This is a genomic window from Pseudoduganella sp. R-32, assembly GCF_049913245.1.
Lineage (GTDB): Bacteria > Pseudomonadota > Gammaproteobacteria > Burkholderiales > Burkholderiaceae_D > Rugamonas.
On sequence record NZ_CP183987.1, the window covers coordinates 4554568 to 4570753 of the forward strand.

At 63.5% G+C, this 16186-nt stretch carries 14 protein-coding genes; 3 read left to right on the plus strand and 11 right to left on the minus strand.

Going from position 1 to position 16186, the window contains the following annotated elements:
• Together ACN9MU_RS20585 and ACN9MU_RS20590 are read right to left on the minus strand one after the other, a co-directional pair.
• Positions 1-1674 carry a ShlB/FhaC/HecB family hemolysin secretion/activation protein gene (locus tag ACN9MU_RS20585; protein ID WP_426343385.1) on the minus strand — a complete coding sequence of 558 codons (1674 nt, stop codon included), beginning with the start codon at positions 1672-1674 and terminating at the stop codon, positions 1-3.
• A 191-nt stretch (positions 1675-1865) separates the two neighbouring features.
• Complete coding sequence (locus ACN9MU_RS20590) at positions 1866-2945, minus strand: alkene reductase (protein WP_426343386.1); 1080 nt, start codon at positions 2943-2945, stop codon at positions 1866-1868.
• 105 nt (positions 2946-3050) lie between these two features.
• On the opposite strand from ACN9MU_RS20590, the gene ACN9MU_RS20595 reads away from it, so the two are divergent.
• Positions 3051-3929 (plus strand): LysR substrate-binding domain-containing protein, encoded by an 879-nt coding sequence (locus ACN9MU_RS20595; protein ID WP_426162282.1) that lies wholly within the window; start codon positions 3051-3053, stop codon positions 3927-3929.
• Here ACN9MU_RS20595 and ACN9MU_RS20600 read toward each other — a convergent pair.
• From ACN9MU_RS20600 to ACN9MU_RS20625, 6 genes are read right to left on the minus strand one after another with little or no spacing between them, the layout of a single operon-like run.
• A complete protein-coding gene (locus ACN9MU_RS20600) occupies positions 3889-7056 on the minus strand; it encodes an efflux RND transporter permease subunit (protein ID WP_426162283.1) in 3168 nt (1055 codons plus the stop codon). The two genes, ACN9MU_RS20595 and ACN9MU_RS20600, sit on opposite strands and share 41 nt — an antisense overlap.
• Positions 7057-7065: 9 nt before the next feature.
• On the minus strand, positions 7066-8244 hold the full coding sequence (locus ACN9MU_RS20605; protein WP_426162284.1) for an efflux RND transporter periplasmic adaptor subunit: 1179 nt from the start codon (positions 8242-8244) through the stop codon (positions 7066-7068).
• Positions 8241-9470: a TolC family protein gene (locus ACN9MU_RS20610; protein WP_426343387.1), complete on the minus strand. Its 1230-nt coding sequence runs from the start codon at positions 9468-9470 to the stop codon at positions 8241-8243. Before ACN9MU_RS20610 ends, ACN9MU_RS20605 begins: the two co-directional genes overlap by 4 nt.
• A 54-nt stretch (positions 9471-9524) precedes the next feature.
• The gene (locus ACN9MU_RS20615; RefSeq protein WP_426343388.1) at positions 9525-9845 is read right to left on the minus strand and encodes a hypothetical protein; all 321 of its coding nucleotides are present in this window, start codon (positions 9843-9845) and stop codon (positions 9525-9527) included.
• A gap of 9 nt (positions 9846-9854) precedes the next feature.
• A complete protein-coding gene (locus ACN9MU_RS20620; RefSeq protein ID WP_426343389.1) occupies positions 9855-10349 on the minus strand; it encodes a DinB family protein in 495 nt (164 codons plus the stop codon).
• Between the two features lie 15 nt (positions 10350-10364).
• Complete coding sequence (locus ACN9MU_RS20625) at positions 10365-11048, minus strand: substrate-binding periplasmic protein (RefSeq protein WP_426162288.1); 684 nt, start codon at positions 11046-11048, stop codon at positions 10365-10367.
• A 135-nt stretch (positions 11049-11183) separates the two neighbouring features.
• On the opposite strand from ACN9MU_RS20625, the gene ACN9MU_RS20630 reads away from it, so the two are divergent.
• On the plus strand, positions 11184-12020 hold the full coding sequence (locus tag ACN9MU_RS20630; RefSeq protein ID WP_426318435.1) for a universal stress protein: 837 nt from the start codon (positions 11184-11186) through the stop codon (positions 12018-12020).
• Here the strand turns inward: ACN9MU_RS20630 and hppD are convergent, their stop codons facing one another.
• Positions 12021-13088 carry a 4-hydroxyphenylpyruvate dioxygenase gene (hppD, locus tag ACN9MU_RS20635; RefSeq protein WP_426318436.1) on the minus strand — a complete coding sequence of 356 codons (1068 nt, stop codon included), beginning with the start codon at positions 13086-13088 and terminating at the stop codon, positions 12021-12023.
• Positions 13089-13209: 121 nt separating this feature from the next.
• On the opposite strand from hppD, the gene ACN9MU_RS20640 reads away from it, so the two are divergent.
• Positions 13210-13728, plus strand: a complete 519-nt coding sequence (locus tag ACN9MU_RS20640) for an Lrp/AsnC family transcriptional regulator (protein ID WP_426318437.1) — start codon at positions 13210-13212, stop codon at positions 13726-13728.
• Positions 13729-13734: 6 nt separating this feature from the next.
• Here ACN9MU_RS20640 and ACN9MU_RS20645 read toward each other — a convergent pair whose 3' ends face one another.
• Positions 13735-15447 carry an FAD-binding oxidoreductase gene (locus tag ACN9MU_RS20645; RefSeq protein WP_426318438.1) on the minus strand — a complete coding sequence of 571 codons (1713 nt, stop codon included), beginning with the start codon at positions 15445-15447 and terminating at the stop codon, positions 13735-13737.
• Positions 15444-16136: a PepSY domain-containing protein gene (locus ACN9MU_RS20650; protein WP_426318439.1), complete on the minus strand. Its 693-nt coding sequence runs from the start codon at positions 16134-16136 to the stop codon at positions 15444-15446. Before ACN9MU_RS20650 ends, ACN9MU_RS20645 begins: the two co-directional genes overlap by 4 nt.
• Positions 16137-16186 lie beyond the last annotated feature (50 nt).

Below are 16186 nucleotides of genomic sequence, written 5' to 3' on the forward strand. Positions count from 1 at the left end.
TCAGAATTCGACATTCAGGTTGAAGCCAGAGGCAACGCTGGCGGTGCGGAAGGCGTCCGGCTTGCTGACCGGTTTGCCCGCGAAGAAGTCGGCGCTCACGCCGCCGAACTGGCCGCGCCAGCCAAGGGCGGCGCCGGTCAGGTGGGTGCCGCGCAGCAGCGGCGCTGACGGGCCGGATACGACGCCGTGGTCCAGTGCGAAGTAAAGCTGGTGGCGGGTGGCGGGGATGCTCCAGCTCAGGTCATTGCGCAGCAGCCAGCCGCGTTCAGAGGACAGGCTGGCCTCGCCGTCGAAACCGCGCACGGTATAGCGGCCGCCGATGGAAAAGCGGTCTTGCGGAATCAGCTTGGTGCGGTTCCACTGGCGGCGCCAGGCGGCCTGGTAGGAAAGCGATTTGGTCAGGGGCCAGTTCAGCGTCACGTCGGCATTGAAGATGCGCGGGCGCGCAGTGCCTTCGTCGAAGGCTTCCTCCTGCGCCGGCAGGCTGCCGTAGGAACGCGTGCCCAGCTTCCAGGTAAGGTTGCTGTCGAGCGTGGCAGCGCCGATGAATTCCTTGTGCGCGATGCCCGCGACGAAACCGGCCATGCGGCGCCGCTGCACCTCGACTTCCATGTCGTCGATGTAATTGCGGCTGCCGCGCTGGTAGGTTTTCAGCGACAGCGTGGTCTTGCGCGTGGCATCGCGATACACCAGCCGCGAGAGCTTCAATTCGGCGGTATTGCTGGTGCCGCGATAGAGGTAGTCATGGAAGGCGCCGGCCACGGTCTGGCGATAGCGGTAATCGTTCAGTTGCAGCGAAAGCAGCCAGTAATCGAAAGGCACCGAGTAATGCAGGGCATAACCGCTGGTGCCATAGTCGCCTTCCGGGCTGTCGCCATGCAGGTTACGATTGAGGGTCAGGTAGAACAGGTCCTGCAGGCCAAAGGGATTGTCGACCGAGAGCGTGATGCCGCCCTGGTAGGTACCGGTCGAGCGGCTGCCGCTATCGTCCACCGATGCGCTGAAGCGATAGGCGCGGCCGCCCTTCCACTTCACCTGCAGGTCGCTCTCGCCTGGCTGCTCGCCGGGCACGATCTCGATGTCCGCTTGCGCACCCGGCACGCGCTTGAGGTTTTCCAGGCCCTGCTCGATATCGCGCAGGTTCAGCAGTTCGCCCGGCGCCATCGGCAGCGCGTTGTCGAACGATGGCTTCTGCTCCGGATAGCGCAGCGCGCGGATGCGGCCTGGGACCAGTTTCAGGTGCAGCTCGCCACCCAGCAAGTCCTGCGGCGCGGCCAGCACCCGGGCTGTGACATAGCCCTGCGCAACCAGCGCGTTCTGCACTTCGCCCACCAGGACGTTGATGCCGGCACTGCCCAGGCAGCGGCCCAGCGCGCCGTCTGCGGCTTTCAGCGCCCACTGGAACTGCTCGGCCATCTCGCCTTCCAGGAACACGCGGCGGATCGGGAAGCATGGCGACTCGTTTTCCGGCCAAGCGGCTTGCGTCGGCGTCACTTCGCGCTGCAGGCGCACGTCGGGCTTGGCCTCGTCCTGGCGCGCGCGTTCGCGCTCACGCTGTTCCTGCCGCTGCAGTTCCTGGTTTGCCAATGCAGGATCGACCTGCGCGAACGCGGGCAAAGCTGCGCCAAGGCCGAGTGCAAACTGCACGGCCACGCCTACTCTCTTGGACAACATTTATTTCTCGTGGGAATTTTTTCAGCCGGCAGTATACCTGCCAATTCAACACAACGAGATGATTTACTTATATAAATTTATTATTTGGTGAAGGTTTTATAGCAATATGGGGGGGTTTGGTGATAATTGGAGAGAATTAATCCAGTTAAAATCTCTCCAAAGCCACAGAGATAATCACATCTCCATCAAAATCAACGACTTGTGGTTATCGGAGCGACGAGGGTTGGATAGTCTGTGTACCCGGCCGCGCTGCCGCCAAAGAAGGTATGGCGGTCGGCAAGGTTGATCGGTGCGTTGGTCTTCAGGCGCGCAACGAAGTCTGGATTGGCGAGCACCATCTGGCCGTATGCCTCCACGTCCGCCAAGCCGGATTCGATGTCGGCGCCAATCTGCTCGCGCGGCCGGCCGGGGCGGTTCAGTACGAGGGAGCCTTTCCACAGTTTGCGGATGTCCGCCAGCAGCGCCTCGTCGCCCTGGTGCATGATGTGCAGGTAGGCCAGGCCAAGCTTGTCCAGCTCAGCCACCAGGTGGCGATAAAGCGCGGGGCCCTCCGTGCCTTCGTCGATGCCCCACAGCGTAGTGCCGGGCGACAAGCGGATGGCAGTGCGATCGGCGCCGATCTCGCCCGCAATGGCCTTCGCAACTTCAATTGCAAAGCGCGCGCGGTTGGCGATGGAGCCGCCGAATTCGTCGTCGCGCACGTTCGCACTCGGTGCGAAGAACTGCTGCACGAGGTAGGCATTGGCGCCGTGGATCTCGACGCCGTCGGCGCCGGCTTCGATTGCCCGGCGCGCTGCCATGCGAAAGTCGTCAACCGTCTGGCGCACTTCTTCGGTGCTGAGCGCACGCGGCACCGGGATGTCCTGCATGCCAGCGGGCGTGAACATCGGCGTATTCGGCGCAATGGCCGAAGGCGCCACGCCCTGCCGGTGGTGCGGCGTATTGTCCGGATGGGACATGCGGCCCGCATGCATCAACTGAATGAACAAGCGACTGCCTTTTGCATGCACCGCATCCGCGACTTTCTTCCAGCCCGCCACGTGGGCATCGGTATGGATGCCCGGCGTCGCCATATAACCCTGGCCGTCTTCCGAAGGCTGGGTGCCTTCGGTCACGATGAGGCCGACGTCGGCGCGCTGCGCATAATATTCGGCCGCCAGTTCGCCTGGCGTGCCGTCGTACTGCGCGCGGCTGCGCGTCATCGGCCCCATGGCGAGGCGGTTGGCCAGCGTATAGCGACCCACTTTGACGGTTTCAAACAGTTTGCTCACGACAGTATTCCTTGCAAGTGATTGGAGATACGCCATCATCCACCACCTTCCAAATGAGATAAATATGGTAAATTGCAGAACATTGATCCATAGATGGAGCAATCAGTGGAGTATCTGAACGACATGGCCTTGTTCGTGGAGGTGGTGAAGGCCAAGGGTTTTCGCGGTGCCGGGGACGTGCTGGGGATTCCGAATTCAACGATTTCGCGCCGGATCGCGGCGCTGGAAAAAGCCATCGGCCTGCGGCTTCTGCATCGCACGACCCGCAAGATCGAGCTGACGGAGGCGGGCCAGGTCTATTTCGAGCGCTGCAAGCGCATCATCGATGAAGCGCGGCTGGCGCATGAACAACTGGGCGGCATGCTGGCGCAGCCGACAGGCGTGCTGCGGGCTTCGCTGCCGGTCGATTTCGCACAGACCTACCTTGCGCCCTTGATCGCTGAATTCGCGCAACGCTATCCCGGCATCACTTTTGAGCTGGACCTGACGCCCCGCCTGGTGGACCTGGTCAGCGAACCATTTGATGTGGCGATACGCATGGGTGAGCTGGTGGATTCGCAGCTGATTGCGCGCCAGTTGGCGCTGCTCACGCCCAAGCTGTATGCCTCGCCGGGCTACCTTGCGCAGCACGGCGAGCCGCACGAACCTGCGGACCTGGAACGGCATGCCTGTCTCGGCTTGGCGAAATCCACCACCTGGACCCTGCTACGCGATGGGCACAGCGAGCCAGTTGCGGTGAGCGGCCGCTTTGCAGTCAACAACGTGGGCATGTTCCGGCGCCTTGCTGCGCTCGACATGGGCGTCATCCTGTTGCCGGAAGAAGTCGTAGCAGACGATCTTGCGGCAGGCCGCTTGCAACGCATCCTGCCGCAATGGCATGGCAAGCCAACACCGGTGTATGCCTTGACCGAAACACGCCTGGTTCCGGCCAAGACGGCGCGCTTTATTGAGTTCCTGCGAGAGCACCTGGGGCAAGCGGGCTGACCTCTTCCTTGCGGCTGTAGGCCAGGCGGTACAGCAAGGGCAACAGCAGCAGCGTCAGCGCGGTGGAGGACAGCACGCCGCCGATCACCACGGTAGCCAAGGGGCGCTGGACTTCCGCACCGGTGCCGGTCGCAATCGCCATCGGCACAAAGCCAAGCGATGCCACCAGAGCCGTCATCAGCACTGGCCGCAAACGCACCAGCGCGCCGTTGCGCACGGCGTCGGCCAGCGGCTGCCCCTGCTCACGCAGGCTGCGGATGAAGGAGATCATCACCAGGCCGTTCAGCACAGCGACGCCGGACAGCGCAATGAAGCCGACTGCTGCCGATATCGACATCGGAATTCCCCGCATCCAGAGCGCGAAGATGCCGCCGGTCAGCGCAAATGGAATGCCGGTAAACACCAGCGCGCCATCGCGGGCGTTGTTAAACATCAGGAACAGCAGCGCGAACACCAGCGCAAGCGATGCCGGCACCACCACCTTCAGGCGTTGCGCAGCATTCTGCAGGTTTTCGAACTGCCCGCCCCAAGCCAGCCAGTAGCCGGCCGGCAGCTGCACGCCTTTCAGGATCGCTTGCTGCGCTTCTTCGACGAAGGAGCCGATGTCGCGGTCCTGCATATTGACGGTCACCACCACGCGGCGCTTGCCCTGTTCGCGGCTTAGCTGGTTCGGGCCGGGCGCCGTGTCGAAGGTCGCAATCTCGGCCAGGGTGACGTAGGCCGGACGTGCGCCCTCCTTCTTCGGCAGCGGCACCGGCAGGCGCTTCAGCAGTTCGATGTCCGAGCGCAGCGCTTCCGGCAAACGCACCACGATGTCGAAGCGGCGGTCTCCCTCGAACATGGCGCCCGCCTCGCGGCCTGCGGTCGCAGTGGCGATCAGCTCCTGCACTTCGGCGATATTCAGGCCAAGGCGCGCGGCCCGTTCCCGGTCGACCTGTATCTGCAGCATGGGCAGGCCGGTGGTTTGTTCGACCTTGACTCCGGAGGCGCCCGGAATCCTGCCAAGGATGGCGCCGATTTCGGCAGCCTTCGCATTCAGCACATCGAGGTCGTCGCCAAACACCTTCACCGCAACATCGCTGCGAACGCCGGAAATCAGCTCATTCACGCGGAGCTGGATCGGCTGGCTGAATTCGTAGCTATTGCCGGGCAATTGCTCCAGCGTTTCCCGGATGGCGGCCAGCAGTTCCTCGCGGCTGCGCTTCGGCTTTGGCCATTCCTTTTCCGGCTTGAGCATGATGTATCCGTCCGAAATACTTGGCGGCATCGGGTCCGACGCGATTTCCGCCGTGCCGGTGCGGGCGAAGACGTTGGCAATTTCGGGGAATTTTGCCACCAGCGTCTTCTCGATCTGTTGCTGCATCTGGACCGATTGACCCAATCCGGTACCGGGAATGCGCACGGTCAGCACAGCGAAGTCGCCTTCGTTCAGGTTCGGCACAAACTCGGTGCCAAGGCGCGTCGCCAGCAACGTGGACAGGGCCAGCACCAGCCCCGCCGCGGTAAACACTACCGGGCGGTTGGCCATGACATAGTCCAGCAGCTCGCCGTAACGGCGTTTGGCTGCCAGCATCAGGCGACCTTCTTCCTCGCGCACCGATTTGTTCATGAACAGCGCCACGGCGGCCGGCACGAAGGTAATCGACAGCAGCATGGCGCCAAGCAAGGCCGTCACGACGGTGAAGGCCATCGGGTGGAACATCTTGCCTTCAATCCCGGACAGCACGAAGATCGGCAGGTACACGATCATGATGATCAACTGCCCGAACAGCAGCGGCCTGCGCGCCTCGTGTGCGGCGGCGAAGACTTCCGCAAAGCGTTCTTCGCGCGTCAGCGGCCGTCCGGCATGCTGTTGCGCGTGCGCCAGGCGTCGCACGCAGTTCTCCACGATCACCACGGCGCCATCGACGATGATGCCGAAGTCGAGCGCGCCGAGGCTTAGCAGGTTGGCGCTAACGTTATTGGCCACCATGCCGGTGAAGGTAAACAGCATTGACAGCGGAATCACCATCGCCGTAATCAGCGCCGCTCGCATATTGCCGAGGAAGAGGAACAGCACGCCGATCACCAGCACCGCGCCTTCCAACAGGTTTCGCTTGACGGTATCGATCGCCTTTTCCACCAGCACCGTGCGGTTATATACCGGCGTCGCCGATACTCCGGCCGGCAGGCTGCGGTTGATCTCGACCATCTTCTTGTCGACCGCCAGCGCCACCGCACGGCTGTTCTCGCCGATCAGCATGAACACGGTGCCCAGCACCACCTCGCGCCCGTTGCGGGTGGCGGCCCCGGTGCGCAGTTCAGCGCCGACGCCCACGGTTGCGACGTCGGCGATGCGCACGGCCACGCCGTCGATGGTGGAGACCACGATATTGCCGATGTCGGCCACGGACTTGAGCTGGCCTGGTGCGCGCAGCAGGTATTGCTCGCCTTCCTTCTCGATATAGCCTGCACCGACATTGCCGTTGTTGCGCTCCAGCGCCGTCACCACGTCCGACAGGTTCAGGCCATACGACGCCAGCTTGGCCGGCGTTGGCGCGACCAGGTATTCCTTGTCGTAGCCGCCGATCGAATTGATCTCGGTGACACCGGGCACGTTGCGCAGTTGGGGCTTGATGATCCAGTCCTGGATTTCGCGCAGGTCGGTCGGCGTGTAGGGCGTGCCGTCCGGCTTGCGTGCATTCGGCGCCGCATCCACCGTCCACAGGTAGATTTCAGACAGGCCGGTGGCGATGGGGCTCATGGTCGGCGTCAGTCCGGCCGGAAGCTGGGAACGCGCATCCTGGATGCGCTGGCTGATCAACTGGCGGGCAAAGTGGATGTCCGTGCCATCCTTGAATACCACCGTGATCTGCGACAGGCCATAACGCGACAAGGACCTGGTCTGCTCAAGGCGCGGCAGGCCGGCCATCAGCGATTCGATCGGGAAGGTGATGCGCTGTTCCACTTCCAGCGGCGAGTAGCCGGCGGCGGCGGTATTGATCTGCACCTGGACGTTGGTGATGTCCGGCACGGCGTCGATCGGCAGCTTCTTGTAATTGACCGCGCCCAGCACGGCCATCGCCAGTACGGCGAACATGACCATCCATCGGTGGCCGATGCAGGCCTGGATAATTCGGCTTAACATGGCGGCTCCTTAGTCTTCATGCTCGGCAGCGCCCTTGCCCTGCTCCGCCTTGATGGTGAAACTGTGGGCGGCGGCATACTGCGCAGCCTTGCGCAGGCCGGCAGTGATCTCCACCAGCTTGCCGTCGGAACGGCCGACCGTGACCGGCACCGGCGTGAACGCCTGGCCATCGCGCTGGAAGACGACCTGCGTGCCGTTCAGCACTTGCAGCGCTTCCTTTTCCACCGCGACCGGCACTTCGGCTGAACCGGTGATCACGTCGACATCCACGAACAGGCCGGGCCGCCATGCCAACTCTGGATTGTCCAGCACAACGCGGGCGCGGGCGGCGCGGGTCTGTTCGCCGATCAGGGCGCTGACAAAACTCACCCTGCCCTTGACCGCGGCATTCGAGGCGGCCGAGTGCAACACGGCTTCCGTGCCGACCTTGACGATCTCGAGGTCCTTCGCAGGCACCACGACCTCCGCCCATACCCGGCGCAAGTCGGAAACCGTGAATACCTTGGTTTCCGCGCCGACCGCCTCGCCAACTGCGATGTGCTTGTCGACGATCAGGCCATCGAACGGCGCCCGGATTTCAAGGCGGTTGTATGGCCCCTTGCCGGAACCGCCCGCGCCGATGGCCACCAGCTTCTGGCGCGCGTTCTGCACGGCGATGCTGGCTTCATGCCACTCCTGCTCCGCCTTCAGGTAGTCCTGGCGTGCCGAGACCTTGTCTTCCCACAGCTTCTTTTCGGCCTCGTAGACCGAGTGGGCCAGCACTGCACGCTTTTCGGCGGCGGCCAGGCTGCTGCGCTGCTCGGATACGTCGGCGCTGGCCAGCACCGCCAGTAGCTCGCCCCTGCGTACCTGCTGGCCGAGATTGGCCTGCACTTCCTGCACAATGCCGTCCACGCGCGGCGTGACGTGCGCAGTGCGATCCTCGTTCAGTTTGACTTCGCCCGGCAGGCGGACGAAGGTTTCCAGGCGCGCCGCGCCGGCCGTACGCACTTGGATATCGGCCGCCGCAACCTGCGCGTCGGTGAACGGGATTGACTGCGTGCCGGCAGGATGTTCCTCGTGGTGTTCGCTCGCCTCGGCACCGGCTTTCGCGGCCGGCGCGATGCGCTCCCAGCCCAGAACTGCGCCCGCAAACAGGGCGGCAACGGCCACCATGGCCGCAATGGTGATTTTTTGACGCTTGTTCATTTTGAATCCTTGATGTCCAGGTTGCCAACCAGCTTGGCCAGGTCGGCCCGGGCGCGATAGAAGTCCGAAATGGCCCGCAGGTGCTGGCCCTGCGCCTGCACCCAGGTGCGCTGGGCATCGAGCACTTCGACGTAATTGAATTTGCCGGCTTCGAAGCCTTTCATCGCCGCATCGGCAGCATATTGGGCGCCGGGCAGCACGTCTTCGCGCACCAGGCGTTCCTGCTGCACGGCCGCCTGCATGCGAGCATGGGCCTGCATGGCCTCTGTGCGAATACGCTGGCGAGTCGCTTCCAGCTCCGCGCCGGCCTTGTCGGCACGGCGTTGCGCTGCCAGGATCGCGCCCTGGTTGCGATTAAACAGCGGCAGTGGGACGGACAGTCCGATGATGTTCTGGCGGACGCGGTCGCGCTCCGGACCTTCGCTGCGCTTGCTGCCGACGATCAGCGAAACGTCCGGCATGCGTGCGGCGCGCTCCATACGCAGGGACGCCTTGCCCGCCTCGACTTCGGCAATGGCCCGCTCGATGGCTGGCGCGGAATCAATCAGGTCTTCCAGCTGTCCGGCGGGGAGGCCGGCTTCGGCTGGCGAGGCAGGCGCCGCCAGCACCCCGATTTCGCTACCGGTGTTGCCGAGCAGGCTGGCCAGCCTGATACGCGCCTCGTCCAGTTCGCGCTGCGCTGTCACGCCCTCGATGCGCCAGTTGGCTTCCGCCACGCGGGCTCGAGCCTCTTCCACCGGCGACACCTTGCCCGCCAATACGCGGCGCGCGGCGGCTTCGCTGGAGCGGCGCCCGCTTTCGCTGACCTGCATAGCCAACGCAACATGCTGCTGCGCGAGCCATGTTTGCTGGTAGGCGGCGACCACTTCCGCCTCGATTCGCGCCCGGCCGACGGCCAGATCCAGTGCCGCCGTACGGCTGCCAGCCTGCGCCGCCTCCATGCGCGCGGCGCGCTTGCCGCCCAGTTCAAGCGGGATTGATAGCTGGACGGTCGAAGAACCGCCCTCGCTGGTTTTCCCTTCGCGCAGGTAGTCCAGCGAAGGATTGGGCAGCAAAGCTGCCTGCCGTCCGGCCGCGTCGACGGCTGCGACTTCCAGCGCCAGCGCCCGCAGCTCGGGATTGCCTTGCCGCGCACGTTCCAGCGCTTCGGCAAGCGTCAATGATGGTTGCGCCCACGCGGGGGCCAGGCAAATGGCCGCCAGCAAGGGCACGTAAATGGCTTTCACGATGTTGCTCCTTGATGATTGATGGGGAACGGCTGCATGCGGCAGCCGGATCAATCAGCGGAGCCTGTCGGGACGCGGAGGAATATCCGGGATGAAGGAATGGAAAGGCGGCTCCGGCGAAGGCACCGGAGCGATCGAATCGACTTGCTGGCGCCCGTCAACCAGGTTGGCGACAAACGGCGCATGCGAGTGATGGCAGAAGTCGCACTGCGTGCAACAGGCACTATCCGAGCCTGGCGAATCAGTCGCCGCAGCCACATGCTCGTCGAGCTGCGACACATTGATTTTCAGGCAGCAGCTATCCGTCGCCGCCAGGGTCGCCTGGAGCGGCAGCACTAGTAACAGCAGGATAACGAGGAAGCGCCGGATATTCATTTGGCCAGATTATAGCAAGCGGCGCCCCGGTTCGCTGACGTGCAGGAATTTCGTCAGGATATCGCGCGGCGGCGCCACCGAGATATTCTTGAGCACCTGCCCCACGTTGCCGCGGTGATAACCGCCATGGGTAATCACGTGCATCAGCATTTCTTCGCGAGACATCTGGCCGGTGTCGCCGTCGGTGAACCTGAACTGAAGCCTTGCGGACAGCGCAGCTTCATCCAGGCTGGCGACGTACTGCTGGTACCAGCCGTCCGTTTCGATGACCGCGGCGCGCAGCTCCGCCAAAGCCGGCGTGGCCTTGGTGTTGGTGGCCTCGTAGCCATGCGCCTCCCCGAGCAGGTGCGCGCGGAAGATGCGGTCGACGACGTAGATGTGATTCAGGGTACGGATGGCGGTGTGCAGGTCTGCTTCCGAAGTAACGCTCGCCAGCACGTCGAACAGTTCGATATTGGCCCAGGCCTTGTAGTCGAACAGTGTTTTGAGAATGGGCAATGACATGGTTTTCAAGTGTAGTTAGCGATAGCGGCGCAGCAGCCGGTCGATGCTGCCATCGGAGACCAGGCCGCCGATGGCGCGCTGGACATCGTCGAACGGGATTGCAGACTTTTTCGAGAACGCACATTGCGCCTTGAAGGGATCAAACTCGAAGTCGATCCGCAGCTTGTGCTGCGGCTCTGCGCGCATCAGGTATTCCGCGGTCATGCGGCCCATGATGGCGTATTGCATGCGGCCATGCTGGATCTTCGAGATATTCAGCTCCATCGAAGGCGCATCCTCGCGCACGAACGCACGTCCCAGCGCGGCATCGATCATCGAATAGGAATACCCCAGCACCGTGCCGACCGGCTTGTTGGCCAGGTCGGATAGTGCCCGTACCGCAGGCGCTTCCGGCCGTGACACCAGCACGCCCGCATCGGGCATCAGCGGCTGGCTCCAGTTGAACGTGCCGGGCAACCAGCGCGGCAGCACGTAGCAGACGCCATCGGCCCGTCCGCTGGCGAGGTATTCGGCAACCCGCTTGGCGGGAACGCTGACGTAACGCGCCTGCCGCCCCATTCGATGCGCAATGCCGTCGCCAAGGTCCTTCAGCAAGCCATCGACCATTTCCCCGTCCTGGAAACGGGACAAGGGCATATTGTGGTTGGTCGCGGCGACAAACACCACCTCCCCCTGGCCGGCAACTGCTGCAGGGCTCAAGGCAAGCAACAGGCAGGAGGGCGCAAGACAAGAACGTAACATAAAGACATGATATCAGACGAGCTTGACCCAAGTCATGGATCATGCGCGGCAATCGGGCGCACACTTGTACCAACATCAACACAGGAGGACATCATGTCTTACCGCACCATCGTAGTCCATGCCGACCGGGCGGCGAACGCCGAAGCCCGCATCGCGCTGGCGGCAGCCATCGCCGCGCGTGAAGAAGCCCACCTGGTCGGCGCCGCGATGACCGGCATGCCACGCTCGATGTTGGCAGGCCGCAGTTACGAAGGCAGCGGCGTATTCCTCGCCGACTACCTGCGCCGTGCCGAGGAGCGCGTGCAACTGGCGCTGGAGCAATTCAAGTCCCAGGCCGATCGCCTTGGCGTCCAGTCTTTCGAAGCGCGCAGCAGCAACGACGACGAATATGCCGGCCTGTGCATGCAAGCGCGCTACGCCGACCTCGTGGTACTGGGACAGGCTGCAGCCGCCGACGACAATCAGGATAGCCTGCTGCCGGACCTGCCGGATTACGTGCTATTGAATTGCGGCCGCCCGGTACTGCTGGTGCCGCGTACGGGACGCTTCCCGACCATCGGCAAGCGCGTGATGGTGGCCTGGAACGGCAGCGTGGAGGCGGCAAAGGCCGTCACCGCCGCCCTGCCCCTGTTGCGCGGTGCGGAACAGGTCACGCTGGCAGTGCTGGGCAACAGCGCCGATACCCTGGGCGAATCGCCGGGAGCCGATATCGCCCTCTACCTGGCGCGGCACGGCGTGAATGTGGAAGTCCTGCGCAGGCCAGAGCCGGCCGATCCCGGCAAGGCCATCCTGTCGCTGGCAGCCGACTTCAATGTCGACCTGCTGGTGATGGGCGCCTACGGCCATAGCCGCTTCCGTGAAATGATGCTGGGCGGCGCCACGCGCACCATACTGGCAACGGCGACGCTGCCAGTATTGATGGCGCATTGATTACGCGGTCAGCACGCCGCGGCGCATCTGGTCCAGCTCAATCGACTCGAACAGGGCTTTGAAGTTGCCTTCGCCGAAGCCCTGGTTGCCCTTGCGCTGGATGAACTCGAAGAACACCGGGCCAAGCTGGTTTTCGGAGAAGATCTGCAGCAGCAGGTCGCCTGGCTTGCCGTCAATCAGGATCTTGCGCTCGCGCAGGGCCTGCAGCTGCTCGCCATGGCCGGGGATGCGCCGGTCGACCAGTTCGTAGTAAGTGTCGATGGTGTCGAGCAGCTTCACACCGGCGCCGCGCAGGCTGTCCACGGTCGCGTACAGGTTGTCGCTGCCCATGGCAATGTGCTGGATGCCTTCGCCGCGATACGCATCGAGGTATTCCTGGATCTGGCCGGGGCGGTCGGTGCCTTCCTCGTTGATCGGGATGCGCAGCTTGCCGCAAGGGCTAGTCATGGCCTTCGACTTCACGCCGGTGACCTGGCCTTCGATATCGAAATAGCGCACTTCGCGGAAGTTGAACAGGCGCTCGTAGAACTCGGCCCATTCGCCCATGCGGCCTCGGTGCACGTTGTGGGTCAGGTGGTCGATGTAGGTCAGGCCATGGCCTTTCGGGTTCTGGTCGACACCCGGAATCGGCTCGAAATCGACGTCGTAAATGCTGATATTGCCGTTGCCCGGCCAGCGGTCCACCAGGTAGATCAGCGAATCGCCGATGCCTTTGATGGCCGGCAGGTTCAGTTCCATCGGGCCGGCCTTGCTCTCAAAGCCCCAGGCGCCAAGTCGCAGCGCGCGCTTGTAGGCATAGGCGGCATCTTTCACGCGGAAGCCGATGGCGCAGACCGATGGGCCGTGCAGTTCGGCGAAGCGCTGTGCGAAGGAATCCTTTTCAGCGTTCAGCAGGAAGTTGACTTCGCCCTGGCGGTACAGGGTCACATCCTTGCTGCGATGGCGCGCCACCGCGGTAAAGCCCATGGCTTCGAAAGTCTTGCCCATTGCGACTGGGTCCGGCGCCGCGTATTCGATGAATTCGAAGCCGTCGGTGCCCATCGGGTTGTCCCACAGTGAGTCGGTCATTTGCTGTCTCCGGAAAGGTGTGTAGATAACGGATATACTACGCACTGCTTCTGGATTTTTGCGCATTATGAGCACTTGACGACGCTATATATGCGCATTTTGCGCACCAACAAAGGAACTGATGATGATTACCGTCGACCGCCACGACCTGTCCCTGCTGAACGAGCTTCAGCGCAATGGGGAGGCGACCAACGCCGCCCTGGCTGAAGTGCTGCATTTATCGGTGTCGCAGGTTGGGCGGCGCGTGCAGCGCCTGCGCGAGGCAGGGATCATCGACCATTATGCAGCCGTGCTGGAACCGACCACGGTGGGATTGGACGTAATGGCCTTCGTCCATATCACACTGGACCGCCACGGCGAGAAGCGCGGCGACGCCTTCGAAAAGGCGATCCGCGATGTGCCTGAAGTGATGGAGTGCTTCTCCGTGACCGGTGAAGCAGACTACGTGGCGCGCGTCGTATCGCACGACCTGGCATCCTTCGCCGACCTGATGATGAAGGAAATCCTGCTGCTGCCCGGCGTGGTCAACGTCAAATCCAACATCGCGCTGAAGAAGATCAAGCAGTCCACCGTGCTGCCGCTGGAGCACATCGTGCGGCCGAACCCGCGCAAGCAGCGCATCGAGTTCGCCCGCACTTGACGACAGCTAGATCTTGAAGTCGTCGAACGACACCCGCTGCGCGCCCTGCTCCTTCAGCATTTCGCGCGTGGCATGCAGCATCGCGGGCGGCCCGCAAACATAGAAGTCGCAATCGCGGGCCTGCGGCTGCTGCGCAAGAAACTCGTCGCGCACCACTTCATGCACCTTGCGGCCATTGTCGGACAGCACCACGTGCCAGCTGAAATGCGGGTAGCGCAGCGCCAGTTCGTCAAATTCTTCACGATACGGCACTTCGTCCGCAGCACGCGCCCCATACCAGAAGCGCACGGCCTCCTTCGCGCCGGATTCCAGCTGCGCGCGAATCATTGAGCGTAACGGCGCCATGCCGGCCCCGCCGCCGATGAAGACTTTTTCGTTCCGGCCCCGGCGCAAGGCGAATTCGCCAAACGGTCCATTGAACGCGACTTGCTCCCCCTCTTTCAGCGCGTGCACGTACGACGAGCCGATACCACCGGCGACGTGCCGCACCAGCAGCGTCACGCAGCCGCCGGCCTGTGCGACCGGCAGCGACAGCGAATAAGACCGGCGCAAGGACTTGCGGGGCCCGAACAGCCCGCGCGCACGGGGAATGTGAAGCTGCACATAGCTGCCGGGGCGGAAATCGGCGCCCGCTTTCTGGTCCGGGCGCAGCACCACTTCACGCAGGGTCGGCGTGATCTCGCGCACGCGCTCCACCGTTGCCGTGCGGCTGACCATCAGTGCCGCACCATGGCTGACCGCGATTTCCATATCGGAGGTCACCGCCATGCCGCAGGCCAGCCGGTGGCCTCGGCGCAGGCGCTGGTCCGGAATGTGATCGCCATCGGACGACGATGCCGGCGGCGCGTTATGGCAGGCGCGCACCTCGCACAGCCCGCAGCTTTGGCCGCCGCCGCAGTTGGACGGCAGCCGTATCCCCGCGCGCGCCAGCGCATCGAACACCGAATCGCCGTGGCGGGATTTGACGATGCCGATGCGCTTTCCGCCCTCATCGAGCACGGTCACCTGCCGCGCCGGCAGCAGGCGTGCCGGGACGAAATCGTGCAGGCGCAGGCTGGTGCACAGCAGCCATATGCCACTCAGCGCCATCCACAAGCCGCCCAATGCAGCCATCAGCAGCAGCGAATTGTTGAAATCTTCACGGCCACCATAGTCCATGATGTGCAGCATCCATGCGATGTCGAACAGGCGCCACGTGGCGTTGCGCCGCTCCAGGATGCGGCCATCGACGGCGGACACGTAAATCGTCGTGGCGTCCGCGTCATCGAAATCAACACGCCAGCTTGCCCCGCGATGCTTGCGAATCTCCAGCGTCGGTTTCGCCACCCATTGCGGCTGCCCGGCCTTTCCTTCGCCAACATAATCGGCACGCGCCACTTCCAGCGCCTGGTCAGCGCCGACCGCAAGCGGCGCGCCGTTGCGCGCATCCAGCAGCCAGCTACCCTCGCCGTTCTTCAGCAGGTAAGCCGGCACTTGCAGCAGCCAGCGGCTGTCGATCGATTCCACCGGCTTGCGCGAAGCCGCCAGCACGTCGGCCGGCGCCACCAGGCCGGTTCTCGGCCACTCCGCAGCCGCCTTCAGCGGCGCCCGATGGGCCATGCCTTCGACCACGTCCTGGTCCAGCAGGCTCATGACCATGCCGCTCACCAGCCAGAGCAGGAACTGCAGTCCGACGACCAGCCCGACCCATTTATGCATTTTCCGCAGTAACGGCGTCATTTCGCGGCCCTCCTGCGCACGGTGAACCACAGCAGCCAGATCCCGCTCAACGCGAACAGGGTGCCGGCAATGGAAACGCTGCGCAACAGCGTGTTGTTGACGTTGCTGCGCTTGTCGTAATCCATGATGTGCAGCATCCACAGGAAATCATAGGCCCGCCACAGGGAATGACGCTGCGCCACCACTTCCCCTGTGGATGGAGACACGTAAAGGCTGCTGCCATTGGAGTCGTCAAAGTCGACGCGCCATAACGGCGCGCGGCGCGTAGCGACCTCTTTCGGCAATTCCCGGAGTAATTGAATGCCGCTCACGCTGCCATCGCCCATGTACGCTTGTTGCGCCAGTTTCAGTGCCTGCGCCTGGTCCAGCGGATCCAGTTGCTTGCCGCTGGCCGCGTCCACCAGGCCGATGCCGCCGGCGAACTTCACCTCATACACTTCCCGCTCCAGCAAATGCTTCAGGCGAAAGCCTGTCATGCCGGGGAATTGCGCCGCCAGCTGCGACGGCTGCAGCGCGACGGCTTTCGCCTCCACTGCAGGCCGCTCCACGTGCGACAGGTGGTCGCCGTGGATAATGTCGATCGAAATTGCGGCCATATACACGCCGCTCGCCATCCAGAACAAAGCCTGGATGCCGACCAGCAGGCCAAGCCACTTGTGTAGCCGGCGTGACCAGAATGCCTGTTTCATAAAGTCCTCTTTCTTTGCCCGCCGCACGCAACCATGGCGTGCAGCCTATC

What these genes read in the sequence shown, in the direction of transcription:
- ACN9MU_RS20620 (WP_426343389.1), bottom strand. Translation starts at nt 10,349, where the DNA reads ATGTCATTGCCCATTCTCAAAACACTGTTCGACTACAAGGCCTGGGCC.
- ACN9MU_RS20630 (WP_426318435.1), top strand. Translation starts at nt 11,184, where the DNA reads ATGTCTTACCGCACCATCGTAGTCCATGCCGACCGGGCGGCGAACGCC.
- ACN9MU_RS20650 (WP_426318439.1), bottom strand. Translation starts at nt 16,136, where the DNA reads ATGAAACAGGCATTCTGGTCACGCCGGCTACACAAGTGGCTTGGCCTG.
- ACN9MU_RS20640 (WP_426318437.1), top strand. Translation starts at nt 13,210, where the DNA reads ATGATGATTACCGTCGACCGCCACGACCTGTCCCTGCTGAACGAGCTT.
- ACN9MU_RS20600 (WP_426162283.1), bottom strand. Translation starts at nt 7,056, where the DNA reads ATGTTAAGCCGAATTATCCAGGCCTGCATCGGCCACCGATGGATGGTC.
- ACN9MU_RS20585 (WP_426343385.1), bottom strand. Translation starts at nt 1,674, where the DNA reads ATGTTGTCCAAGAGAGTAGGCGTGGCCGTGCAGTTTGCACTCGGCCTT.
- ACN9MU_RS20645 (WP_426318438.1), bottom strand. Translation starts at nt 15,447, where the DNA reads ATGACGCCGTTACTGCGGAAAATGCATAAATGGGTCGGGCTGGTCGTC.
- ACN9MU_RS20615 (WP_426343388.1), bottom strand. Translation starts at nt 9,845, where the DNA reads ATGAATATCCGGCGCTTCCTCGTTATCCTGCTGTTACTAGTGCTGCCG.
- ACN9MU_RS20605 (WP_426162284.1), bottom strand. Translation starts at nt 8,244, where the DNA reads ATGAACAAGCGTCAAAAAATCACCATTGCGGCCATGGTGGCCGTTGCC.
- hppD (WP_426318436.1), bottom strand. Translation starts at nt 13,088, where the DNA reads ATGACCGACTCACTGTGGGACAACCCGATGGGCACCGACGGCTTCGAA.